Origin of the sequence: Leucobacter chromiisoli (assembly GCF_016522505.1) — a bacterium.
GTDB lineage: Bacteria > Actinomycetota > Actinomycetes > Actinomycetales > Microbacteriaceae > Leucobacter > Leucobacter chromiisoli.
In genome coordinates, this window is the sequence record NZ_JAEHOH010000015.1 from 1 (window position 1) to 23341 (window position 23341).

Here is a 23341-nt window from a genome sequence, read left to right on the forward strand (position 1 = left end):
CTGATCTCGAGCGTGGAATAGCCCTGCACCAAGAGGTGCAAGAGTGACTCGATAGTAGACCAAGGCCAGAACTTCATGACAGCACCTCCGGGTAAAAGAGGTGTTGCGTTAGCCCCCTGAAACCACCGACGATCCAGGACATCTACTGTCGAGCGCAGATGGTGCGCGGGGCGGATAGGGCTGGCGGAGCGGATAGGGCGGACGGGACGGGGCGGGGCGGGGTCGCCGACGCCGGGGCGCGGGGCTGGGCGCCGCCGGATCAGGCTCCCGTGTGGAGGTCGCGCAGCCCGTCGAGCACGGCCTCGCGCAGGGTGGGCGGCGCAGCGCCCGAGCAGGCCCGCCTGACGGCCTCGGTGAGCCGCTGATAGACCTGCTCCTCGTCGCGGCACTCGGTGCACCGCTCCAGGTGCTCCCGGATCGGTGCCGACTCCTCGGCGCACAGCTCGCCCCGGATCAGCTCCTCCAGGTTGGCCCTGGCCTCATCGCATCCGCAGCCGCTCATCGCGACCCTCCCTTCGTATCCGCGCCGATCCCGACGCCCTGCTCACGCGCGTACTCCCCCAGCGACTTCCTCAGCCGCGCTCGTCCCCGGTGCAGCCGACTCATGACGGTGCCGATGGGCACCTCCACGATGTCCGCGATCTCCTGGTAGGAGAAGCCCTCCACGTCGGCGAGATACACGGCCATGCGGAAATCCTCCGGCAGATCGTTCAACGCCTCCGTGACCACGGTGTCCGGCGTCCGGTCGATCGCCTCGGCCTCGGCCGAGCGGGAGGTCATCGCCGTCGTCGACTCGGCTCCGCCGAGCTGCCAGTCCTCGAGATCCTCGACGACGCCCAGGTAGGGTTCGCGCTGCCGCTTCCGGTAGCCGTTGATGTAGGTGTTCGTCATGATCCGGTAGAGCCAGGCCTTGAGGTTCGTGCCCTCCGCGAAGGACGCGAACGCGGCGTACGCCTTCAGGAAGGTCTCCTGCACGAGATCCTGCGCGTCCTGCGGATTCCGCGTCATCTTCATCGCCGCCCCGTAGAGCTGGTCGAGAAGGGGAAGTGCGTCGCGGGCGAAGCGCTGCTCCAGCCCCGTCGCCTGGTCGTCGGTGCCGCTCACAGTCTCCGATCCTAGCCGTTCGCGTCACGCGCAGCCCCTCTCTCCGAACCCGCCTCACCTGGGAACAACGCCCGGAGCGGCCGGATATTCCCGGGGCCGGGTCCACCGTGGAGCGGTCGTGGAGGAGATCGGCGCACGGCCGCCGCAACCGAGGGCGACAGGACGACGAAACGACGTAGACTCGTGAGCGATGCTGATTGCGAAGATGAACCCCCAGGACGACGACGGAGCACGCGCGGGAGAGGCCGGCCCCGGCGATGCCGAACTCTGGGCGGCGCCGACGGCGGGGAGCGCTCTCCGCGCGACGGTGCCCCTGCCGGGGTCCAAGTCCCTCACGGGCCGCGAGCTGATCCTCTCCGCCCTGGCCGACGGCCCGGGGACGCTGCGCAGGCCCCTCCACTCCCGCGACTCGGCGCTCATGGTCGACGCGCTGCGCGCGCTCGGCACCGGCATCGAGGAGATCCCGAGCGAGGGCGCGTTCGGCGCCGACCTGCGCGTCTCCCCCGCCTCCGAGCTGACGGGTTCGACGAGCATCGGCTGCGGTCTGGCCGGTACCGTGATGCGCTTCATCCCACCGGTCGCGGCACTCGCGCTCGGGCCCGTCGCCTTCGACGGCGACCCGTACGCGCGGAAGCGGCCCATGCGGGCGATCCTCGAGGCGCTGCGCGCCCTCGGCGCCGACATCGCGGACGAGGGCCGCGGCGCGCTGCCGTTCACCGTGCACGGCTCGGGATCGCTGCGCGGCGGCCGCGTCGAGCTCGATGCGTCGCTCTCCAGCCAGTTCGTCTCGGGGCTCCTGCTGTCGGCTCCGCGCTTCGACGAGGGCGTGCACGTGGTGCACACGGGCGAGCGCGTCCCGAGCCTGCCGCACATCGAGATGACGGTCGAGGCGCTGCGGGCCCGCGGCGTCGACGTCTCCTCCCCCGCTCCGCACGAGTGGCGCGTCGAGCCGGGCCCGATCGCGGCGCGCGACCTCACGATCGAGCCGGACCTCTCGAACGCCGCCCCGTTCCTCGCCGCCGCGCTCGTCGCGGGCGGCAGCGTGTCGGTGCCGAACTGGCCCGACGCGACCACCCAGGTGGGCGATCAGCTGCGCCGGCTGCTGCCCGAGTTCGGCGCACAGGTGCGGCTCTCCGACGACGGCGTGCTGTCGGTGTCCGGGGATGGCGCGGTGCGAGGCGTGCAGTTGCATGTGCCGGAGGCCGGAGAGCTCGCCCCCACCCTCGTGGGCCTCGCGGCGCTGGCGGACGGACCGAGCGAGATCACGGGCATCGGCCACATCCGGCACCACGAGACGGACCGCATCGCGGCGCTCGTGGCGGAGATCCGGGGCCTCGGCGGCGACGCCGTGGAGCTCGAGGACGGCATCGCCGTGAGGCCGGCGCCGCTGCACGCGGGCGTCTGGAAGAGCTACGCCGACCACCGCATGGCGACGACGGGGGCCCTCCTCGGCCTGCGGGTCGCGGGGGTCGAGGTCGAGGACATCGCGTCCACCTCCAAGACGCTGCCGCAGTTCTCGGAGCTGTGGCACGGCATGCTCGGGGACGAGTCGGATGCCGCCGAGCCCGGGGCCGCCGGGTGGCTGCCGACCACCGGCACGACATTCGGTCCCGACGGTCTCTGACCCCAGACCATGAGCTGGCTGAACTTCGACGACGAGGACGACGTCCCGTACGCGGAGTACGCGGATCACGCCGTGCGCGAGCGGCCCAACCCGAAGGCGAACCGGCCGCGCACCAAGCGCAGGCCCGACCACGCTGACTCGGTGACGGGCATGGTGACGGGCGTCGACCGCGGCCGCTACGCCGTGCTCGTAGCGGAGGGCGCGGATCCCGAGGATCGCCGCGAGCGCGAGATCGTCGCGGCGCGCGCCCGTGAGCTGCGGCGCACCTCGATCGTCATCGGGGACCGGGTGCAGCTGGTCGGCGACACCAGCGGGGCCGAGGGTTCGCTCGCGCGCATCGTCACCGTCGGGGAGCGGCGCACGCTGCTGCGCCGCAGCGCCGACGACACCGACCGCGTCGAACGCGTCGTCGTCGCCAACGCCGACCAGATGCTCATCGTGGTCGCGAGCGCCAACCCGGAGCCGCGCGTGCGGCTCGTCGACCGCTACCTGGTCGCCGCCTACGACGCGGGCATCGCACCGCTGATCTGCATCACCAAGACCGACCTGGCCGACCCCGAGCCGTTCCTCGCCCACTTCAGCGCGCTCGAGGTGCCGGTGTTCCGCTCGGCGCCGGGAGCGGAGCCGCTGGCCGCGATCCGCCTCGCCCTCGCGGGGCACACCACGGTCTTCGTCGGCCACTCCGGCGTCGGCAAGTCGACGCTCATCAACGCGCTCGTGCCCGACGCCGGGCGGGCGACCGGTCACGTGAACGAGGTCACGGGACGCGGCCGGCACACCTCCTCGTCGTCCGTCGCCCTGCGCGTCACGACACCGGCGGGAGACGGCTGGGTCGTCGATACCCCGGGCGTGCGTTCGTTCGGGCTCGGGCACGTGACGAGCGAGGGGATCCTGCGCGGTTTCACCGACCTCGCGGAGCTGATCGACCACTGCCCGCGGGGCTGCAGCCACCAGGAGGACGCGCCCGACTGCGAACTCGACGCGGCGATCGCCGACGGCCGTCTCGACGCCGTGGGCGCGGCCCGAGTGGAGTCGCTGAGGCGCCTGCTGCACTGATCTGCAGGTCCGGCCCGTCCGGCGCGTCCGGCCGCCGTTCGGTGCGGCGATCGGCTCCGCCCGGAGACGCGGATCCCTCCTCCGGCGAGCGGACGATCCTTCTCGCCGAGACAGCAGGAGAGGGGCGGCGGCCGCCCCTCTCCCGTCTCGCGCTCGATGCGCCCGGCGATCCTCAGACCATCATGCGCGCTGCGCGAGCGAGTCGATCACCTCGTTGAGCGACGCCGACGGCCGCATCACCGCAGCGACGAGCTCGGAGTCGGGGCGGTAGTAGCCGCCGATCTCGGCGGGCTCGCCCTGGACGGCGACCAGCTCGGCGACGATGGTCTCCTCGCGCGCCGAGAGCTGCTCAGCGACCGGCGCGAACACCCGCGCGAGCTCCGCATCCTCGCTCTGCTTCGCGAGCTCCTGGGCCCAGTAGAGCGCCAGGTAGAAGTGGCTGCCGCGGTTGTCGAGGGTGCCGAGCTTGCGGCCCGGCGAGCGGTCCTCCTCGAGGAAGGTGCCGGTCGCGCGGTCGAGGGTGTCGGCGAGCACCTGGGCCTTGGCGTTGCCGGTCGACTCGGCGAGGTGCTCGAGCGAGGCGGCCAGCGCGAAGTACTCGCCGAGCGAGTCCCAGCGCAGGTAGTTCTCCTCGACCAGCTGCTGCACGTGCTTCGGGGCCGAGCCGCCGGCACCGGTCTCGAAGAGGCCGCCGCCCGCGAGCAGCGGGACGATCGAGAGCATCTTGGCGCTCGTGCCCACCTCGAGGATCGGGAACAGGTCGGTCAGGTAGTCGCGCAGCACGTTGCCGGTCACCGAGATCGTGTCCTCGCCCCGGCGGATGCGCTCGAGCGAGTAGCGGGTCGCCTCCGCGGGCGCGAGGATCTCGATCGTGAGGCCGTCGGTGTCGTGCTCGCCGAGGTAGCGCTCCACCTTCGCGATGAGCTGGGCGTCGTGCGCACGGTCGGCGTCGAGCCAGAACACCGCGGGGGCGCCGGTCGCGCGGGCGCGGGTCACCGCGAGCTTCACCCAGTCGCGCACCGGGATGTCCTTCGTCTGGGTGGCGCGCCAGATGTCTCCCGGCTGCACCGCATGCTCGAGGAGCACCTCGCCCGCGCGGTTGACGACCTCGACACGGCCGGCCGCCTCGATCTCGAAGGTCTTGTCGTGGCTTCCGTACTCCTCGGCCTTCTGGGCCATCAGGCCCACGTTCGGCACCGTGCCGATGGTCGCGGGATCCAGCGGACCGTTGGCGATCGTGTCGTCGATGACCGCCTGGTAGACGCCCGCGTAGGAGGAGTCGGGGATGACCGCGAGGGTGTCGGCCTCGCCGCCGTCGGCGCCCCACAGCTTGCCGCCGTTGCGGACGAGCGCGGGCATCGACGCGTCGACGATGACGTCGGAGGGCACGTGCAGGTTGGTGATGCCCTTGTCGCTGTTGACGTACGAGAGGCGCGGGCCGCGCTCGATGTCAGCGGCGATCGCATCGGCGATGTTCTGCCCGCCCGGCACCGCGTCGAGCCCCGCGAGGATGGAGCCGAGGCCGTTGTTCGGGGTGAGCCCGGCGGCGTCGAGCGCCGCACCGTGCTCGGCGAACACGTCCGCGAAGAAGGCCCTGACCGCGTGCCCGAAGATGATCGGGTCGCTCACCTTCATCATGGTCGCCTTCAGGTGCAGCGAGTAGAGCACGTCGTCCGTCTTCGCCTGCTCGATCGTCTCGGCGAGGAAGGCGTCGAGCGCGGCGGCGGACATGAACGTCGCGTCGACGATCTCGCCGGGCAGCACCTTGACCTCTTCCTTGAGCACGGTCGTCGTGCCGTCCTCCGCCACATGCCTGATCGTGAGGGCGTCATCGTCGTCGATCACCGTGGACTTCTCGTTCGAGAAGAAGTCGTCGCGGCCCATGGTCGCGACGCGGGTCTTCGAACCCTCGCCGAAGGGCTTGTTGACGTGCGGGTGCTTGCGGGCGTAGTTCTTGACCGCCTGGGGCGCGCGCCGGTCGCTGTTGCCCTCGCGCAGCACGGGGTTCACCGCGGAGCCCTTGATGCGGTCGTAGCGCGCGCGGACGTCCTTCTCGTCGAGCGTGTCGGGCTCGTCGGGGTAGTCGGGGATGTCGAAGCCCTGAGACTGCAGCTCGGCGATGGCGGCCTTGAGCTGCGGGATCGAGGCCGAGATGTTCGGCAGCTTGATGATGTTCGCCTCGGGCAGCGTGGCGAGGGCACCCAGCTCCGCGAGCGCGTCGCCCACGATCTGCTCGGTCCGCAGGCGCTGGGGGAAGGCGGCGAGGATGCGGCCCGAGAGCGAGATGTCGCGGGTCTCGACCTCGACGTCCGCCGCGCCCGTGTAGGCCTCGACGATCGGAAGGAACGAGGCGGTCGCCAGCGCGGGCGCCTCGTCGGTGTGGGTGTAGACAATCGTGGAGTCCGTCACGTCTCGTAATCTCCCATTGGTGTAGGCGGCGCAAGATGCGTGGCCCAGTCTACAGTGTCGCAGCAAAAATATCTCGACGTCGAGAGAAATCCGCCGTCGCGCGGTGCTCGCCGCGCGGGTGCTCTAGGCTGGCTGGCATGGCAGATCGCGTGATCCTCGAACCCGGGCAGACCGCCCCCGATTTCTCGCTCCCCGACCAGGACGGCGTCACCCGAACACTCTCGGAGCTGCGCGGCGAACGGGTGATCCTCTTCTTCTATCCGGAGGCGATGACCCCGGGCTGCACGAAGGAGGCCTGCGACTTCCGCGACTCCGTCGAACCGCTCGCGGCAGCGGGGTACCGCGTGCTCGGCGTCTCGCGCGACGCCGTCGAGAAGCTGAAGCGCTTCGCCGAGCGGGACGGACTCACCTACCCGCTGCTCAGCGATCCCGAGCTCGCCGCCCATCACGCGTACGGCGCCTACGGCGAGAAGAACAGCTACGGACGGATCGTGACGAGCGCCATCCGCTCCACCTTCGTGGTGGACGAGGAGGGCCGGATCGCCGAGGCGCTGTACAACGTGAAGGCCACCGGGCACGTCGCGCGGGTACGCAAGATGCTCGGCGTCTGAGACGCGGGCGGACTGCTCGCGTGGTTCCGTCCGGGCGCCAGAGGCGCGCGGGCTGCCCTGGCCCCTGGGTCTTCCGGCACCGGATCCCGACACCTCCGCCGAAAGGCGACTTTTCGCTGCGGAACGCTCGCTCCGCAGCGAAGACCCGCCTCTCGAGGCGGTTCTCCGCTGTCCCGCTCTGCGCTTGCGGAAGTTGCTGGAGCCTGCACGTGGCCGCTCGCCTTCGGCGACCGGCTCTTGAAGCAGGCCGGATTCCTCCCGCGCCAGGGCAAGGGTGATCACGAGGTGTGGAGCAAGGGTTCGCTTCAGGTCAGACTCACTCAGACGAGAGAGGTCTCGCCGGGTCTGGTACGAAAGGCGTTGAAGGCGATCGATGCTTCGAAGGGGAATCGTGAGTATCGAGGTTGACGCCCGTCGCTGGGAGCACGGCTGGGAGCTCTGGACCGCGCTCAGGCGGACGCCGCCAAGCGCTCCCGCGAGGTCGCGAGGTCGCGAGAGAGCTTGTCGAGGATCGGGGCCGGCATCCCGGCTGGCGCCGGCGTCGACCGCCGCGAACTCGTGCTGCCCTCGCCGACCGTGCCGACGAGCTTCGCCGAGCTGCGGACCCTCACGCTGATGGGGCGCGGCGACTCGGTCGCGGGCCGCTGGGAACCGTACGGGCTGGAGTGGGTCTACGCGGCCGGCAAGGTCTCACCCTCGACCTACGAAGTGATCTGGAAAGGAAGGATCGAGCCCCGCCGCCGGGTCGTTCACCCGGCATTCGGCGCGGGATCCTGAGCCGAGCAGGCTCAGGTCACGTCTCGCGATCCGGATCACCCGGCGCCGCCGGCACCGTCGGCCTCGCCAGCACCGCGGCGAAGAACCCGACCAGCGCGAGCAGCACGAGCGCCCACCCGAGCAGCGGATCGCCGAGGATTCCCTGCAGCACCCCGGTGCCCGCCGCGAACAGCAGCACGTGGATCGTGAGGGCCGAGCCGCGCGCCCACGGGGCGCGCTTGGAGAGCGCTCCCGCCAGCGTCGCGCACACCCAGATCCAGGCCAGCAGCAGCGCGATGAGGATGCTGAGGCGCTGCGCGAGGGGCTCGTCGGCCGCGGCGAAGCTGCTCTGGATCGTGACCCAGAGCAGCGCCGCGCCGCCCAGGCCCTCGCAGATCAGGATCAGCGTGAGCACGGCCCACGCGACCCGCGACCTCGTGTGAACGACGTCTTGCGGCTGCATGTCAGGAACCTTTCGGAGTGATTGCAAATTGACTATTGATTTGCACTTGTTTCCGTGAAACCATATATTTCGTCGAGTTTCGCGCACGCCGACGTGAGCAATCTCAGCCACTGTTAGGTAATTACGGCGCGAGTTCTAGGCTATCCCGGCCTCCGGTTATTCGCGTGCGTGCGTATGAAGTATGGAGGACGAAAGAATGGATTGGCGCGAGCAGGCTGCATGCCTCACAGTAGACCCCGAGCTCTTCTTCCCGGTGGGCAACACCGGCCCGGCGGTCGAGCAGATCGAGCGGGCCAAGTCGGTCTGCGCCCGCTGCACCGTGACCGAGATGTGCCTGCAGTACGCGATGGATACGGGCCAGGACTCGGGCGTCTGGGGCGGCCTCTCCGAGGACGAGCGCCGCGCCCTCAAGCGGCGCGCCGCTCGCGCCCGCCGCGCATCCTGATCCGCAGCACCGCACCGCAGACGACGAAGGCCCCCGGAGATCCGGGGGCCTTCGTCGTACCCGGGGGCGCGAACGTCAGTCGGTGCCGGCGTCGAACGCGGCCGACAGACCCAGCTCGTCGGCATCCTCGTCGATTCCCGTGACGGCGTCGGCGATCTGCGCCGCTCCGCCGCTCTCGAGCTTGCCGACGAGCTCGGCGGTCGCACCGCCGACGAGGCCGAGCTGCGCGTACTGCTCGAGGCGCTGGCGCGAGTCGGCGATGTCGAGGTTGCGCATCGTGAGCTGCCCGATGCGATCCTCGGGGCCGAACGCGGCGCCCACGGTGCGCTCCATCGAGAGCTTCTCGGGGTGGTAGCTGAGGTTCGGACCCGTGGTGTTCAGGATCGTGTAGTCGTCGCCGCGGCGCAGGCGCAGGGTCACCTCGCCCGTGATGGCGGACCCGACCCAGCGCTGCAGCGCCTCGCGCAGCATCAGCGACTCGGGGTCGAGCCACCGCCCCTCGTACATGAGGCGACCGAGCTTGCGGCCGTCGTTGTGGTACGAGGCGAGGGTGTTCTCGTTGTGGATCGCGTTGACGAGCCGCTCGTAGGTGATGTGCAGCAGCGCCATGCCCGGGGCCTCGTAGATGCCGCGCGACTTCGCCTCGATGATGCGGTTCTCGATCTGGTCCGAGACACCGAGGCCGTGCCGGCCGCCGATGGCGTTCGCCTCGTACACGAGGGCCACGGGATCGTCGTACTCGACGCCGTTGATCGCGACGGGACGGCCCGCCTCGAAGCGCACCGACACCTCCTCGGTGGCGACCTCGACGTCATCGCGCCACGCGGCGACGCCCATGATCGGCTCGACGATGTCGAGGCCCGCGTCGAGGAACTCGAGCTTCTTCGCCTCATGGGTGGCGCCCCAGATGTTGGCGTCGGTCGAGTAGGCCTTCTCGGTGGCGTCGCGGTAGGGGAAGCCGTGGGCGACGAGCCACTCGCTCATCTCGTGGCGCCCGCCCAGCTCGCTCACGAACTCGGCGTCGAGCCACGGCTTGTAGATGCGCAGCGCGGGGTTGGCCATGAGCCCGTAGCGGTAGAAGCGCTCGATGTCGTTGCCCTTGTAGGTGGAGCCGTCGCCCCAGATGTCGACGCCGTCCTCCTTCATGGCGCGCACGAGCAGCGTGCCCGTCACGGCCCGGCCGAGCGGGGTGGTGTTGAAGTAGGTCTTCCCGCCCGAGCGCACGTTGAAGGCGCCGCACTGCAGCGCGACGAAGCCCTCTTCGACGAGAGGGCGCTTGGCATCGACGTGGCGCGCGATCTCGGCGCCGTACTCCTTGGCACGGTCGGCGACGCCGTCGATGTCGGGCTCGTCGTACTGGCCGATGTCGGCGGTGTAGGTGCAGGGCACGGCGCCCTTTTCGCGCATCCACGCGACCGCGCACGAGGTGTCGAGACCGCCGGAGAAGGCGATGCCGACGCGCTCGCCCACGGGAAGAGAAGAAAGAACCTTGGACATGCTTCCCATCCTAGGCCGTGCGACGGATGCTCCCGATCACGGGCGGGCACGGGGGATGTAGCGCGGAACCCAGCGTATGAACCCCACCGCGCCGAGCAGCGCGATGCCGCCGATGACCCCGCTCGCGACGGCGAGGCTCGACACGGCCGCCACCGCGGAGACGATCAGCGGCGCGACCGCTCCTCCGGCGTCGGTGAGGGTCCGCCACGAGCCGAGGAAGGAGGCGGGATCCCGCTGCGGCGCCGTATCGGCTCCCAGGGTCAGCAGGATCCCGCTCGAGAGCCCGTTGCCGATGCCCAGCACGACGGCCAGGATCCCGAACCAGAGCACAGCGGTGCCCAGCTCGTGCGTGAAGGCGAGCGCGATGAAGCCGGCCCCCATCAGGAGCATCGCAGGCATCGCCGCCCAGAGCCGCCCGAACCGGTCCATCACCTGGCCGCTGGCGTAGAACAGCGCGAAGTCGATCGCCCCGGACAATCCGACGACGAAGGCGATGGTCTGCGCGTCCACGCCCAGCGAGAGGCCCCACAGCGGCAGCACCACCTGGCGCGCGGACCGCGCGGCCGACAACGTCGCCGCGGCCAGCCCCAACCGCGAGAGCACTCCCCGATATCGCCACATCGTGCGGAGCACACCCGCCCGGGCCGGCTCGGGGTCTGCCGGCCCCGGATCGGCGGGCCCGGAGCCGGCACTCCCGGAGCCGGCACGCCCAGAGCCGGCACGCCCAGAGCCGGCACGCCCCGGAGGAGCAACGGTCTCGGGATCCGTGCCGAGCAGCACCAGGAGCACCAGCCCGACGAGGCACGCGAGCAGGAACACGACGGCGGACTGCTCGGTCCCGAACAGCTGCAGCAGCCCCGCGGCGACGAAGGGGCCGACGAAGACGCCCAGCCGGAAGCTCCCTCCCAGCATCGACAGAGCGCGTGCGCGGAACTCGAGCGGCACCCGCGTGGTCATGAACGAGTGGCGGGCGAGCGCGAAGGCCGCGGCGCAGAAGCCCAGCAGCAGCACCGCGACGGCGAAGCTCCACAGCGCGGGGGCGAACAGCAGGCCGAGCCCCGCGACCATCGAGACGAGGCCCGCGACCACCATCGTGAGCCGCTCGCCGATGCGCGAGACGGCCCATCCTGCGGGGATGTTGCCGCAGAGCTGGCCGACGACGAGCGCCCCCGCGACGACGGCCGCGGTGGCGAGGTCGGCGCCCAGACGCGTCGCGATCACGGGGATGAGCGGGATGACCGCTCCCTCGCCCAGCGAGAACAGCAGCGTCGGCCCGTAGATCATCGGACCGTACTGCCAGAGGACGCTGCGCGCGCGGATGCTCACCCGACCACGCTACCGCCCCTCGCCCCGCCGCGCCGCGGGAGAACGGTCGACCGCCCCGCGAGAGAGCTGCCCAGCCGCACCGCGAGCGAACCTCCCGCCGCGCCCGGCTAGCGGATCAGCCCGAGCTCGCGCACCGCATCGCGCTCGGCGATCAGCTCCGCGACCGACGCGTCGATGCGCTCGCGCGAGAACTCGTCGACGGAGAGCCCTTCGACGACCCGCCACTCCCCCGCCTCCGAGCGCACGGGGAAGGAGGAGATCAGGCCTTCCGGCACGCCGTACTCGCCGCGGGAGACGATCGCCGCGCTGGTGCGGCGCCCGGGATCGCCGGGCCTCGCCGTGCCGAGCAGCCAGTCGCGCACGTGCTCGATGGCCGCGTTCGCCGCGGAGCCGACCGAGGACCCGCCGCGCACCTCGATGATCTCGGCTCCGCGCCGGGCCACGCGCTCGACGTAGGGCCCGCGAGCCCACTCGACGTCGACCGTCTCGAGCGCCGGCCGGCCGCCCACGGTGGCGTGGCTGAGATCGGGATACTGCGTCGCCGAGTGGTTGCCCCAGATCGTCACGCCGTCGATCTCGGCGACCGGGGCGCCGGCCTGCGCCGCGAGGATCCCCACCGCCCGGTTGTGATCGAGCCGGGTGAGCGCCGTGAAGCGCTCGGCGGGCACGTCGGGCGCGTGCTGCTGCGCGATCAGGGCATTCGTGTTGGCCGGGTTGCCGACCACGGCCACGCGCACGTCATCGGCGGCGCACTCCCCGATGGCGCGCCCCTGGGGACCGAAGATCGCGCCGTTCGCCGAGAGCAGGTCGCCGCGCTCCATCCCGGCGGTGCGGGGGCGGGAGCCGATGAGCAGGGCCACGTTCGCGCCGTCGAACGCGGTCGCGGGATCGTCGGTGAGCTCGACCCCCGCAAGCGTCGGGAACGCGCAGTCGGCGAGTTCGAGCGCCGCTCCCTCCGCGGCCCGCATCCCCTGCGGGATCTCGAGCAGGCGGAGCCTCACCGGCCGATCCTCGCCGAGCATCGCGCCCGAGGCGATCCGGAACAGCGCGGCGTAGCCGATCTGCCCGCCGGCGCCCGTCAGCGCGATCGTGATGGGGTCTCTCATGGTTCTCCTCCGTCTCTCCGCCCCGGCCTGCCGGGGGCGACGTCGACGCGTCAGCGCACGTCGAAGGTGCGCGGATCCGGGCCCAGTCGACGCCCCTCCTCGAGTCCGTCGATCGCAGCCATCTGGGCGTCGTCCAGCTCGAAGCCGAACACGTCGGCGTTCTCGAGCATCCGCGCGCGATGCGTGGTCTTGGGGAACACGATGCGCCCCTGCTGCAGGTGCCACCTGAGCACCGCCTGCGCGGGAGTCTTGCCGTGCGCAGCCGCGACGTCCGAGAGCTCCGGCCGGTCGAGCAGGTCGCTCTTGCCCTGGCCGAGCGGGCCCCACGCCTCGACGGCGATGCCGTGCTCGCGGCAGAACTCGACGAGCTCGCGGCGCTGGTGCAGGGGGTGCAGCTCGATCTGGTTGACGGCGGGCACCACGCCAGTCTCGTCCAGCAGCTGCTGCAGGTGCTCGATCTCGAAGTTCGACACGCCGATCGACGACGCGCGTCCCGAGCCGAGGATCTCGACGAGCCCCCGCCAGGCGCCCAGGGCCTCGCCGAACATCGGCTGCGGCCAGTGGATCAGGTAGAGGTCGACGCGGTCGAGGCCCAGGCGCTCGAGGCTCGCCTCGAACGCGGCGTGAGCGTCGCCCTGATCGGTGTTCCAGAGCTTCGTCGTGACGTAGAGCTCGTCGCGCGCGATGCCGCTCTCGGCGATCGCGCGGCCGACCTCGGCCTCGTTGCCGTAGATCGCGGCGGTGTCGATGTGCCGGTATCCGACCTCCAGCGCGTCGGTGACGATGCGCTCGGTCTCGCCGGGGTCGACCTGGAAGACGCCGAAGCCGAGCTGCGGGATCTCCTGGCCGTCGTTCAACCTCACTGTTGGAATCGGCAGAGCAGTCATGAGTGTCGTGTTCCCCCCGGGTCGACGTTGCAAACGATGGTTCTGATCGCAAGTCTACGCACGCGACGACGCCATCCGGCGTCATCGCCACGCCGTTCCGGGGCCGTGTGCGGGCGCGTGCCGGATAATGGAGAGGTCATGTCGTACCCCGCCGCCTCCGCCGAGCCTCGCATCGAGTTCCCGCCGGAGCTCCCCGTCAGCCAGATGCGCGACGAGATCGCCGAGGCGATCCGCGATCACCAGGTCGTCATCGTCGCCGGCGAGACCGGCTCGGGCAAGACCACGCAGCTGCCGAAGATCGCCCTGGCGCTCGGCCGCGAGCGCATCGCCCACACGCAGCCCCGCAGGCTCGCCGCCCGCACCATCGCCGAGCGCGTGGCCGAGGAGCTCGGCTCGGAGCTCGGCGGCCTCGTCGGCTACCAGGTGCGCTTCACCGACAGGGTCTCGGCCGGCACGCGCATCCGGCTCATGACCGACGGGATCCTGCTGAACGCGATCCACCGCGACCGCGACCTCACCGCCTACGACACGATCATCATCGACGAGGCGCACGAGCGCAGCCTCAACATCGACTTCCTGCTCGGCTATCTGAAGACGCTGCTGCCCCGCCGACCCGATCTCAAGGTGATCATCACCTCCGCGACGATCGATCCCGAGTCGTTCGCCGAGCACTTCGCCTCGGCCGGCGGGGAGCCGGCGCCCGTCATCGAGGTCTCGGGGCGCACCTTCCCCGTCGAGATCAGGTACCGGCCGCTCGTCCAGGAGACGGCGATGCCGGACCCCAAGGGCGGGCCGCCCCGGATCCGCAAGGAGGAGCGCGACCTGTTCGACGCGATCGGCGACGGGGTCGAGGAGCTGGGCCGCGAGGAGAAGGGCGACGTGCTCGTCTTCCTCAGCGGTGAGGCCGAGATCCGCGACGCCGCAGACGCCTTGCGCGGCCGCTTCGGGTCGAACCGGGCGAAGCCGATCGAGATCCTCCCCCTCTACGGACGCCTGAGTGCGGCCGAGCAGCACCGCGTCTTCGAGCGCCCGACCGGTGCGAGCGCCGCCGCCCGGCGCATCGTGCTCGCGACGAACGTCGCCGAGACCTCGCTCACCGTGCCCGGCATCCGCTACGTCGTGGACGCCGGCACCGCGCGCATCTCGCGGTACAGCGCCCGCAGCAAGGTGCAGCGGCTCCCCATCGAACCGGTCTCGCAGGCGAGCGCGAACCAGCGCTCCGGCCGCTCCGGCCGCACGAGCCCCGGCATCGCGATCCGCCTCTACTCGGAGGAGGACTTCGAGAGCCGCCCCGAGTTCACCGAGCCGGAGATCAGGCGGACGGGGCTCGCATCGGTGATCCTCCAGATGCTCTCGCTGGGTCTCGGAGACATCTCCCGCTTCCCCTTCCTCACGCCCCCGGATCAGCGGGGCATCGCCGACGGGCTCGGACTGCTCACCGAGCTGGGGGCGGTCGAGTCGCGCTCCCCGGGCCCTTCGAAGGGATCGCGACGACCCGATCCCTCGTCGGGATCGGCGCGCGGATCGCACCGGATCACGAAGATCGGGCGTGAGCTCGCCCGGCTCCCGATCGAGCCGCGTTTCGCCAGGATGGTCGTCGAGTCGCGCAGGCACGGCGTCGTCGACGAGGTGCTCGCCATCGTCGCCGGGCTCACGATCCAGGACGTGCGCGAGCGCCCGCAGGCCGAGCGGGGCCGCGCGGACGAGATGCACGCGCGCTTCGCCGATCCGCAGGGCGATCTCATGACCCTCCTGAACCTGTGGAACTACCTGCAGGAGCAGCAGCGCGAGCGCTCCTCGAGCGCGTTCCGGCGCATGTGCAAGGCCGAGTACCTGAACTTCCTGCGAGTGCGCGAGTGGATGGACCTCTTCCGGCAGCTCTCGCGCATCGCCGGTGTCAAACGGCCCGCCGCGAAATCGGGGACGGTAACGGTCGCTTCGGAGGGCGGGAAGCGTGCACCAGCGTCCCCGATTCCGGGAGAGAGCGGATCGGGATCGAGCGAGGCGATCCACCGCTCCATCCTCGCGGGCCTGCTCTCCCAGCTCGGCGTGCGCGACGACCGGCAGGATCGCAGCGCCCCGGCGCGGGGACGGGGCGCACCGGGAGCGGTCAAGCGCAAGCCCGCCCAGGAGTACGTCGGATCGCGCGGCACCCGTTTCGTGCTCTACCCCGGTTCGGTGCTCGCGAAGAAGCCGCCCGAGGTCGTGATGAGCGTCGAGCTCGTCGAGACCTCGCGGCTCTTCGCCCGATCGAACGCCGTCGTCGATCCGGCGTGGGCGGAGGAGCTCGCGGGCCCCCTCGCGAAGCGCAACCTCAGTGAGCCGCACTGGGAGAAGAAGCAGGGCGCCGCGGTCGCCTACGAGCGCGTGACCCTCTTCGGCGTGCCGATCGTGGACCGCCGCCGCGTGCAGCTCGCCCGCTACGATCGCGAGCACGCCCGCGAGCTGTTCATCAGGCACGCCCTCGTCGACGGCGAGTGGGACTCGCCGCAGGCCTTCGACCGGGCGAACCGGCAGCTCCGCCGCGAGCTCGAGCAGCTCGAGGAGCGCACGAGGCGACGGGACCTGCTGAGCGACGACGACGCGGTCTTCGACTTCTACGACGCGAGGATCCCGAGCGACGTCACCAGCACCCGGAGCTTCGAGGGCTGGTGGAAAGAGGCGCAGCGGAAGCAGCCGAAGCTGCTCACCATGCGCCGCGAGGATCTGCTCGAGAACGAGGCCGGGGCCGAGGTCGACGAGAGCGAGTTCCCGCGCCAGTGGCGGCACGGCGACCAGACGCTGAAGCTGCGGTACCGCTTCGACCCCACCGCCGAGGACGACGGCGTGACGGTCACCGTGCCGCTGCCGCTGCTGCCCCGCCTCGACGGCTCCGACTTCGAGAAGCTCGTGCCGGGTCTGCGGGAGGAGCTCGTGACGGCGCTCATCAAGACCCTGCCGAAGGCGATCCGCAAGCACGTCGTGCCCGCCGCCGACTGGGCTCGCACGCTGCTCGCGGCCGTCGGCCCCGTGCTCGACCGGCCGCTGCGACCCGGCGACGACGCGCCCGCGCTCACCGCCCTGCTGGCCGACGAGATCCGCCGCCGCACGAGCGTGCAGGTCTCCCCCGGCGATTTCGATCCCTCGCGCCTGCCCGCCCACCTCACTCCGACCTTCCGCGTGATCGACGAGCGCGGCCGCACGATCGGCGCCGGCAAGGACCTGGGCGATCTGCAGCAGACGCACCGCGAGCGGGCGACGAAGGGCGTGGCGAAGGTCGCCGCGGCCTCGCTGCCGAGGAACGAGCTCGAGCGCGCCGGCGCGACGGCGTGGCAGTTCGGGGAGCTGCCCCGGCACGTCGACACGAGCTACTCCAAGGCGCGCGGAGGCGGAGGCGTGGTGCGCGCGTACCCCGCCATCGTCGATCGCCGCACGAGCGTCGATCTCGTGCTCGTCGCCTCCGAGGAGGAGCAGGCGCGACTGTCCAGGCGCGGGATCCGGCGACTCGTCGCCCTGAGCTCCCCCTCGCCCGCCGCCTACATCCGCGAGCACCTCTCCAACCAGGAGAAGCTGCTGCTCGGCGCCGGCCCCTACCGCACGCTCGATCTCGCGATCGCGGACGTCTCGCTCGCGGTCGCGGATCGCGTCATCCGGCGTCACGCCCCCGACGGTCTCGTCTGGTCGGAGGGCGGGTTCGAGCTGATCGCGAACGACTACGCCCGCTCCCTCATCGACGAGATCTACGGCGCCATCGCCCTCACCGCGCGCGTGCTCGACGGAGCGAGGCTCGCCCGCAAGGCCGTCGACGGCGCGAAGTCGCTGCAGGTGCTCGGCCAGGTGGCCGATGCGGCGGGGCAGATCGACGGCCTCGTCGCCGACGGCTTCGTCTCGCGCACGGGACTCGCGCAGCTCGAGCGGCTGCCGGTCTACCTCGAGGCGGTGCGACTGCGCATGCGGGGGCTGACCGAGAATCCCGGCCGGGATCGCGGCCGGCAGAACGAGGTCGACCGCGCGCTGCAGATGTTCAGGGACGCCGGCGGCGCGATCCCGCTCCCCGACCCCGCTCCCGAGCGGCTGGTGCGCACGCGCTGGCTCATCGAGGAACTGCGCGTTAGCCTGTTCGCGCAGCAGCTGCGCACCGCCGAGCCCGTATCGCTCTCGCGCATCCAGAAGACGCTGAGCGCGACTGAGCGGTAGCCTGTGCGTATGAGTCACCACAGCTCTGGGAACGCGAAGAGGATTCCCGCGATCGGCATCGACGTCGGCGGCACCGGGATCAAGGGGGCCGGCGTCGACCCCGCGACCGGCGAGAGGCTGACGAAGCGGCATCGGGTGGAGACCCCGCAGGGCGGAGCCCCCGACGCGATCGCGGCCGCCGTCGCCGCGATGGTCGCGGGCATCCGCGACGAGCTGGCCGAGCGCGAGCTGCTCGACCGCACCCTCGTGCCGAAGATCGGGGTGACGCTTCCAGGGGTCGTGCAGCGCGGCATCATGCGCACCGCGGCGAACATCGACAAGCGATGGATCGACACCGACGCCGAGGCCCTGCTCACGGCGGCGGTCGGCGCGCCGTGCCTCGTGGTGAACGACGCGGACGCCGCAGGAATGGCGGAGACGGAGTTCGGCGCCGCGCGGGGCCAGCACGGCGTGACGATGGTGCTGACGTTCGGCACCGGGATCGGCACCGCCCTCATCCACGACGGGCGCCTCGTGCCGAACTTCGAACTCGGGCACCTCCAGCTGAACGGGCAGCTCGACTACGAACGGTTCGCCTCGCCGAAGAACATCGAGCGCGAGGGGATCACGATCGCCGACTGGGCGGCTCGCGTGGCCCCCTACCTCGCGCATCTCGAGTTCGTGTGCCGCCCCGACCTCTTCGTGATCGGCGGCAGCATCAGCAAGTCGAGCGACGAGTACCTCCCCTTCGAGCACGTCACGACCCCGGTGGTGCCCGCGCACTTCCGCAACAACGCCGGGATCGTGGGCGCCGCCGCGCTCGCGGCCGCCGCAGGCTGACGCCTCGACGGGCTGGGCGGGCCTGCCAGGCCCCGCTGCCCCAGCGCGCATGATATGCGCGGTGAAACCACCCGCCGATAGCGGAATCCGACGCCTTCCGCGCTCTCGCCCGCCGATATGATCCGTCCCCGCCCGTGACGCGGAGGGGCCGGCGGACTATACTCTCCTGGTGGGCATCTATCGAGATCTGGGGCGCAGTCCGGGGGTCTTCCGAGTCCTCTTCGCGCAGCTCACCGCCCGGTTCCCCTTCGGGATGCTCTCGATCATCCTGCTGCTGCACATCCAGCTGGCCTACGGCGACTACACCTCCGCAGGCATCATCCTCGCCTCGCAGAGCGTCGGCCAGGCGATCGCCGGCCCGCTGACCAGCCGCATGATGGGGCGCTGGGGCATGCGCCCCGTGCTGACCATCACCTCCCTGCTGTGCGCATCGCTCCTCGTCACGATCGCGCTGGTGCACCTGCCGCTGGCCGTGGTGGCGGGCATCGCGTTCCTGGTCGGCATCTCGACCCCGCCCGTCACCCCGGCCGTGCGCACGATCTACCCCAAGCTCGTGCCGGGCAGGCAGCTCTCCGCCCTCTTCTCGCTCGACGCCTCGGCGCAGGAGATCATCTGGGTGTTCGGGCCCGTGGTCGCGGTCTTCGTCTCCTCGCAGTTCGGCACCTCCGCCGGCCTGCTCGTCGCGGCCGCGTTCATGGTCGGCGGAGGCGCCTGGTTCATCATGAGCCCGGCGGTCGCCCAGGTGAGGATCCCGCGCGCCAGACGCAGCCTCGGCGCCGTGCTGCGGCGCCCGACCGTCGTGATCTCCACCATCGTCGGCTTCCTCTTCGTCGCCTCGTTCGCGGCGATCGAGGCGGGCATCGTGGCCGCCTTCGCCGACCAGGGCGGTGGGCACGGCGGACACGGCAGCATCGAGTCGGGCATCGTGCTCGCGGTCTTCGCGGGCGGATCGCTGATCGGCGGGCTGCTCGTCGGCCATCGCCAGCTGCGCCCGTGGTCGATGCTGCTGCGCGCGCTCGTGGTGCTCGCCGGCACGGCGCTGTGCCTCGTGAGGCTCGACATGTGGTGGCTCGCGCTCGTGCTGTTCCTCGGCGGTCTCGGCACTGCGCCGGTGTTCGCGGCCCTCTCGAACATCGTGAGCTCGACCGTGAAGTTCTCCGAGACCGCCGAGGCCTACGGCTGGGTCGGCACCGGCCAGCTCGTCGGAGTCGCCGCCGGTTCGGCGGTGGCGGGCATCGCCATCGACGCGGCGGGCCCGCGGGGTGCGATCCTCGTGTCGGTCGGATTCCTGCTGGTCACGGTGATCAGCGCGGCGGTCACGATTCGCTGGCTCCCCGATCTGCGGGGGAAGGACGCCACGCCGCTCCCCGACACCGAGCCGCTGCAGCTGCCCGACTGATCGCGCTCAGTTGGAGCCGCTCCACGGCGCGGGGATCAGGGTCCACATCACCTCGGCGCCCTCGTCGCCGGCGTACCAGTTGTGCGGCGTCCTGCCGGGGAACGTGAGGGTGTCGCCCGCCCCGAGGTGCTCCTCGCGCTCCGCGAACCGCAGCAGCACCGAGCCGCTGATCACGTGCAGCACCTCGACGTCGCAGTTGACGGTGTAGAGCCCGCCCCCGCCGCTGCCGCCCGGTTCCAGCGAGGAGCGGATGGTCTGCACCCGGTCCTCGCCCCGCGGCGTGATCAGCCGCTCGTCGACACCCGTGCCGCCCATGTTGATGCGCGGCGCGCCGGCGAGGGCGATCCGCTGCACCTCGGGCGCCTCGAAGAGCGAGCCGACGGGCAGTGACAGCGCCTGGCAGATCTGCACGAGCGTCGAGACGCTCGGCGACGTGCCGTCGCGCTCGATCCGGCTGAGGAACCCCTTCGTCACCCCCGCGGCGGCCGCGACGCGCTCCAGCGTGAGCCCCTGGGCGAGCCGGGAGGCGCGGAGCTTCGCGCCGATGCGGATCGGGCCGGACTCCGCGGCGGGGTGCACCGGTCGCATGTCGCGCTCCTGTCATTGACCGCAGCGGGGCGCTGCGCCTATAGTGAGGGGAAGTTCACCTCGGTGACTCATATGTTTACCACAAGAAAACATGGAAGGACAAGGACGTGACCTCTCACACCCCGCAGGGACCGGTGGACGCCAGCCTGACGCCCCGCTACGCAGGGATCGCGACGTTCGCGAAGCTGCCCCGCATCGAGGACGTTCCCGAGGCTCGCGTCGCGGTCGTCGGCGTCCCCTTCGACAGCGGCGTCAGCTACCGCCCCGGCGCCCGCTTCGGCCCCTCCCACGTGCGCGAGGCCTCGCGTCTGCTCCGCCCCTACAACCCCGCCCAGGACATCTCGCCGTTCGCCGTGCAGCAGGTCGTCGATGCGGGCGACATCGTCGCCAACCCCTTCAACCTCGACGAGGCCGTGCGCCAGGTCGAGGAGGCCGCGACCGAGCTCGGCGAGCGCGTCGAGAAGATCGTGACCATCGGCGGCGACCACACCATCGCCCTGCCGCTGCTGCGCGCCATCACCAAGAAGCACGGTCCGGTCGCGGTGCTGCACTTCGACGCGCACCTCGACACGTGGGACACGTACTTCGGCGCCCCCACCACGCACGGCACCCCCTTCCGCCGCGCCTCCGAAGAGGGCCTCATCGACATGACCGCCAGCATGCACGGCGGCACCCGCGGCCCGCTCTACGGCAAGGAGGACCTCGAGGACGACGAGCGCCTCGGCTTCGCGATCGTGACGAGCGAATACATCGAGGAGCACGGCGTGCAGGCCGCCCTCGACCGGATCCGCGACCGGATCGGCGACAAGCCGCTCTACATCTCGATCGACATCGACGTGCTCGATCCGGCGCACGCGCCCGGCACCGGCACCCCGGAGGCGGGCGGGCTGACGAGCCGCGAGATGCTGCGCCTCATCCGCGGGCTCGCCGACCGCAACATCGTCGGCGCCGACGTCGTCGAGGTCGCCCCCGCCTACGACCACGCGCAGATGACGGCGGTCGCGGCGAGCCACGTCGTCTACGAGCTCATCAGCGCGATGGGCAAGTCGGTCTGAGCGTCATGCGCACCCCTGCCGAAGAGTCCGTCCTCGCCGCGGCCGACGCGATCGTGGCCGCGTTCGCCGCGACCGACACCGCCGCCTACTTCGCCGGCTTCTCCCCCGATGCGAGCTTCGTCTTCCACCCCGAGCCCGCCCGGCTGAACTCCCGGGCCGAGTACGAGGAGCTGTGGCGGGGATGGCTCGAGAGCGGCTGGCGGGTGACCGCCTGCGAGTCGAGCGAACGGCTCGTGCAGACCTTCCCCGGCGGGGCGGTCTTCAGCCACACGGTCGCCACGAGCATCGACAGCGCCGAGGGGCCCGACTCGTACGTCGAGCGGGAGAGCATCGTCTTCCGCGTGGACGGCGACGACCTCCTCGCCGTCCACGAGCACCTCTCCACCGTGCCCGACGAGATCGGAGCGCGGAACGCCGCCGCCGCGCAGGCGGGCGAGGAGCGGGATCGGAACAGGGAGGAGGCGGCATGACGAGCCCCGCGACCATGGCCGTCAACCTCGACGGCAGCGCCGACTCCGCGGGCCCCGTCCGCGGCACGCAGTCCCTGCCCCACGTCGGGATGATCTGGCTGGCGGCCAATCTCGTCGTCACGACCCTGCTGACGGGCACGCTGTTCGTGCCGGGCGTCTCCTTCGGCACGGCCACCACGATGATCCTGCTCGGCACGCTCATCGGCGTGGTCGTGCTCGTGCTCGTCGGCAACATCGGCACCCGCACCGGACTGCCCACGATGGCGATCACGCGCGGCGCGTTCGGCATCCGGGGCAGCCTGCTGCCGGCCGCCGCCAACCTCATCATCCTGATGGGGTGGAGCTGGGTGCAGGCGATGCTCGCAGGGGTCACCGTGGACTACCTCGTCCATGAGGCCACGGGTTTCTCGAATCCGGCTCTGTTCTCCGCGATCTGCCAGGGCATCGTCGTCGTGCTCGCGATCTTCGGCCACACCGGCATCTCGCGCGTGGAGCCCTGGCTCGCGCTCGCGATCCTCGTGGTCATGGGCTTCGTCTTCGCCGCGGCGTTCGGCGCCTTCGGCATCTCCGACTTCGCCGCGATCCCGGTCGACCCCGAGTTGGGCGCCACGCCCTTCACCACGCTCGACATCGTCATCGCCACCGCGATCTCGTGGACCGTGCTCTCGGCCGACATGAACCGCCACGCGAAGACCAGCACCGCCGGAATCGTCGGCTCGGGGATCGGCTACACCCTGTCGACCGTCATCGCGATGCTGCTCGGCCTCGTCGCCTTCAGCACCGTGCTGCTGCGCGACGGCGACGCCGCGCCGTTCGACCCGACCGTCATCGTCTCCGAATTCGGGTGGCCGCTCGGCATCGCCATCTTCCTCTCCGTCATGGCCACCAACACGATGGTCGTCTTCGGCATGGTCACCTCGGTGGTCAACGCCCAGTCGAAGTGGCACCTCCGGTTCCTGCCCACCGCCATCGTGCTCGGCGTGATCTCGGTGATCGGGTCGACGTTCCTGGGGCTGCTCGACCAGTTCACCGACTTCCTGTTCGTGATCAGCGCGTTCTTCGTCCCCGTGTTCGCGATCATGATCGCCGACTACTACCTGCTCAAGCGCCGCGCCTACTCGAGGCAGATCCTGCACGAGACCCCCGCGAGCCGCTACTGGTACCGCGGCGGCGTCAACTGGATCGCCGTGGTCGTCTGGGTGATCGGCGCCGCGCTCTCCTACCTGCTCAGCTACGTCGTCCCGAGCCCCCTCGGGGCGAACATCCCCGCGTTCGCGGCGAGCTTCCTGCTCTATCTCGTCCTCATGCTCCTGCTCGGTCGCGCGCTGGGCCTGCGGGATCCGCGCGATCCCGAGCCGACGGGCCACCTGCTCGACCAGATCGCGACCGAGGAGATCGCCCAGCCGGCGCGGTCGACGCAGGCTGGGCCCGAGCGGTCGGCGCGGCCGGCGCAGGCGAATCGGGATCCGGCAGAGGGGGATCCGGCGCAGGGGGATCCGGCGCAGGGCGGCCCGGCGCGACCGACGGACCCCGGGGCGAAGGACTGAGCG

At 71.1% G+C, this 23341-nt stretch carries 20 protein-coding genes; 11 read left to right on the forward strand and 9 right to left on the reverse strand.

Translation table 11 applies throughout. The annotated features are described in order from the left end of the window. Positions 1-259: 259 nt before the first annotated feature. Entirely contained in the window at positions 260-502 is a 243-nt protein-coding gene (locus JD276_RS11485) for a zf-HC2 domain-containing protein (protein ID WP_200115798.1), read from the reverse strand. Further along, positions 499-1104 carry a sigma-70 family RNA polymerase sigma factor gene (locus tag JD276_RS11490; RefSeq protein WP_200115799.1) on the reverse strand — a complete coding sequence of 202 codons (606 nt, stop codon included), beginning with the start codon at positions 1102-1104 and terminating at the stop codon, positions 499-501. The genes JD276_RS11485 and JD276_RS11490 overlap by 4 nt, the downstream gene beginning before the upstream one ends. A 190-nt stretch (positions 1105-1294) precedes the next feature. Here JD276_RS11490 and aroA point away from each other — a divergent pair, with 190 nt between their 5' ends. Together aroA and rsgA are read left to right on the forward strand one after the other, a co-directional pair. Further along, positions 1295-2728 (forward strand): 3-phosphoshikimate 1-carboxyvinyltransferase, encoded by a 1434-nt coding sequence (aroA, locus tag JD276_RS11495; RefSeq protein ID WP_200115800.1) that lies wholly within the window; start codon positions 1295-1297, stop codon positions 2726-2728. Positions 2729-2737: 9 nt separating this feature from the next. Beyond that, a complete protein-coding gene (gene rsgA / locus JD276_RS11500) occupies positions 2738-3784 on the forward strand; it encodes a ribosome small subunit-dependent GTPase A (RefSeq protein ID WP_200115801.1) in 1047 nt (348 codons plus the stop codon). A gap of 180 nt (positions 3785-3964) precedes the next feature. Here the strand turns inward: rsgA and JD276_RS11505 are convergent, their stop codons facing one another. Next, the gene (locus JD276_RS11505) at positions 3965-6193 is read right to left on the reverse strand and encodes an NADP-dependent isocitrate dehydrogenase (protein ID WP_200115802.1); all 2229 of its coding nucleotides are present in this window, start codon (positions 6191-6193) and stop codon (positions 3965-3967) included. A 137-nt stretch (positions 6194-6330) separates the two neighbouring features. Here JD276_RS11505 and bcp point away from each other — a divergent pair, with 137 nt between their 5' ends. Then, positions 6331-6804: a thioredoxin-dependent thiol peroxidase gene (gene bcp / locus JD276_RS11510; RefSeq protein ID WP_200115803.1), complete on the forward strand. Its 474-nt coding sequence runs from the start codon at positions 6331-6333 to the stop codon at positions 6802-6804. 501 nt (positions 6805-7305) lie between these two features. After that, entirely contained in the window at positions 7306-7581 is a 276-nt protein-coding gene (locus tag JD276_RS11515; protein WP_200115804.1) for a hypothetical protein, read from the forward strand. Positions 7582-7597: 16 nt separating this feature from the next. Here the strand turns inward: JD276_RS11515 and JD276_RS11520 are convergent, their stop codons facing one another. After that, positions 7598-8023: a hypothetical protein gene (locus JD276_RS11520; RefSeq protein ID WP_233615643.1), complete on the reverse strand. Its 426-nt coding sequence runs from the start codon at positions 8021-8023 to the stop codon at positions 7598-7600. Between the two features lie 196 nt (positions 8024-8219). On the opposite strand from JD276_RS11520, the gene JD276_RS11525 reads away from it, so the two are divergent. Further along, a complete protein-coding gene (locus tag JD276_RS11525) occupies positions 8220-8468 on the forward strand; it encodes a WhiB family transcriptional regulator (RefSeq protein WP_010156721.1) in 249 nt (82 codons plus the stop codon). Between the two features lie 75 nt (positions 8469-8543). Here JD276_RS11525 and argG read toward each other — a convergent pair whose 3' ends face one another. The 4 genes from argG to JD276_RS11545 form a co-directional block, all read right to left on the reverse strand. Further along, the gene (gene argG, locus JD276_RS11530; RefSeq protein WP_200115805.1) at positions 8544-9965 is read right to left on the reverse strand and encodes an argininosuccinate synthase; all 1422 of its coding nucleotides are present in this window, start codon (positions 9963-9965) and stop codon (positions 8544-8546) included. 36 nt (positions 9966-10001) lie between these two features. Then, positions 10002-11249 carry an MFS transporter gene (locus tag JD276_RS11535; protein ID WP_200115889.1) on the reverse strand — a complete coding sequence of 416 codons (1248 nt, stop codon included), beginning with the start codon at positions 11247-11249 and terminating at the stop codon, positions 10002-10004. 149 nt (positions 11250-11398) lie between these two features. Continuing rightward, entirely contained in the window at positions 11399-12397 is a 999-nt protein-coding gene (locus tag JD276_RS11540; RefSeq protein WP_200115806.1) for a malate dehydrogenase, read from the reverse strand. A 50-nt stretch (positions 12398-12447) separates the two neighbouring features. After that, a complete protein-coding gene (locus JD276_RS11545; RefSeq protein ID WP_200115807.1) occupies positions 12448-13284 on the reverse strand; it encodes an aldo/keto reductase in 837 nt (278 codons plus the stop codon). A gap of 138 nt (positions 13285-13422) precedes the next feature. Here JD276_RS11545 and hrpA point away from each other — a divergent pair, with 138 nt between their 5' ends. The 3 genes from hrpA (at position 13423) to JD276_RS11560 (ending at position 19678) form a co-directional block, all read left to right on the forward strand. Next, positions 13423-17460, forward strand: coding sequence for an ATP-dependent RNA helicase HrpA (gene hrpA / locus JD276_RS11550; protein WP_200115808.1), 4038 nt, complete (start codon positions 13423-13425; stop codon positions 17458-17460). Positions 17461-17469: 9 nt separating this feature from the next. Further along, on the forward strand, positions 17470-18279 hold the full coding sequence (gene ppgK, locus JD276_RS11555; protein ID WP_200115809.1) for a polyphosphate--glucose phosphotransferase: 810 nt from the start codon (positions 17470-17472) through the stop codon (positions 18277-18279). Between the two features lie 169 nt (positions 18280-18448). Next, complete coding sequence (locus tag JD276_RS11560; RefSeq protein WP_200115810.1) at positions 18449-19678, forward strand: MFS transporter; 1230 nt, start codon at positions 18449-18451, stop codon at positions 19676-19678. Between the two features lie 6 nt (positions 19679-19684). Here JD276_RS11560 and JD276_RS11565 read toward each other — a convergent pair whose 3' ends face one another. Further along, complete coding sequence (locus JD276_RS11565; protein ID WP_200115811.1) at positions 19685-20266, reverse strand: helix-turn-helix transcriptional regulator; 582 nt, start codon at positions 20264-20266, stop codon at positions 19685-19687. Positions 20267-20373: 107 nt separating this feature from the next. Here JD276_RS11565 and speB point away from each other — a divergent pair, with 107 nt between their 5' ends. Genes speB through JD276_RS11580 form a run of 3 tightly spaced genes read left to right on the forward strand, consistent with a single transcriptional unit; the run spans position 20374 to position 23338 of the window. Beyond that, entirely contained in the window at positions 20374-21321 is a 948-nt protein-coding gene (gene speB, locus JD276_RS11570) for an agmatinase (RefSeq protein ID WP_200115812.1), read from the forward strand. Between the two features lie 5 nt (positions 21322-21326). Then, positions 21327-21791, forward strand: a complete 465-nt coding sequence (locus JD276_RS11575) for a nuclear transport factor 2 family protein (protein WP_200115813.1) — start codon at positions 21327-21329, stop codon at positions 21789-21791. Beyond that, a complete protein-coding gene (locus JD276_RS11580; protein WP_200115814.1) occupies positions 21788-23338 on the forward strand; it encodes a purine-cytosine permease family protein in 1551 nt (516 codons plus the stop codon). Before JD276_RS11575 ends, JD276_RS11580 begins: the two co-directional genes overlap by 4 nt. Positions 23339-23341 lie beyond the last annotated feature (3 nt).

Coding starts and splice junctions, on each gene's coding strand:
- bcp (WP_200115803.1), top strand. CDS start 6,331: ATGGCAGATCGCGTGATCCTCGAACCCGGGCAGACCGCCCCCGATTTC.
- ppgK (WP_200115809.1), top strand. CDS start 17,470: ATGAGTCACCACAGCTCTGGGAACGCGAAGAGGATTCCCGCGATCGGC.
- JD276_RS11580 (WP_200115814.1), top strand. CDS start 21,788: ATGACGAGCCCCGCGACCATGGCCGTCAACCTCGACGGCAGCGCCGAC.
- JD276_RS11520 (WP_233615643.1), bottom strand. CDS start 8,023: ATGCAGCCGCAAGACGTCGTTCACACGAGGTCGCGGGTCGCGTGGGCC.
- JD276_RS11540 (WP_200115806.1), bottom strand. CDS start 12,397: ATGAGAGACCCCATCACGATCGCGCTGACGGGCGCCGGCGGGCAGATC.
- JD276_RS11485 (WP_200115798.1), bottom strand. CDS start 502: ATGAGCGGCTGCGGATGCGATGAGGCCAGGGCCAACCTGGAGGAGCTG.
- JD276_RS11525 (WP_010156721.1), top strand. CDS start 8,220: ATGGATTGGCGCGAGCAGGCTGCATGCCTCACAGTAGACCCCGAGCTC.
- hrpA (WP_200115808.1), top strand. CDS start 13,423: ATGTCGTACCCCGCCGCCTCCGCCGAGCCTCGCATCGAGTTCCCGCCG.
- aroA (WP_200115800.1), top strand. CDS start 1,295: ATGCTGATTGCGAAGATGAACCCCCAGGACGACGACGGAGCACGCGCG.
- JD276_RS11565 (WP_200115811.1), bottom strand. CDS start 20,266: ATGCGACCGGTGCACCCCGCCGCGGAGTCCGGCCCGATCCGCATCGGC.
- JD276_RS11575 (WP_200115813.1), top strand. CDS start 21,327: ATGCGCACCCCTGCCGAAGAGTCCGTCCTCGCCGCGGCCGACGCGATC.
- rsgA (WP_200115801.1), top strand. CDS start 2,738: ATGAGCTGGCTGAACTTCGACGACGAGGACGACGTCCCGTACGCGGAG.
- JD276_RS11535 (WP_200115889.1), bottom strand. CDS start 11,249: ATGATCTACGGGCCGACGCTGCTGTTCTCGCTGGGCGAGGGAGCGGTC.
- JD276_RS11545 (WP_200115807.1), bottom strand. CDS start 13,284: ATGACTGCTCTGCCGATTCCAACAGTGAGGTTGAACGACGGCCAGGAG.
- argG (WP_200115805.1), bottom strand. CDS start 9,965: ATGTCCAAGGTTCTTTCTTCTCTTCCCGTGGGCGAGCGCGTCGGCATC.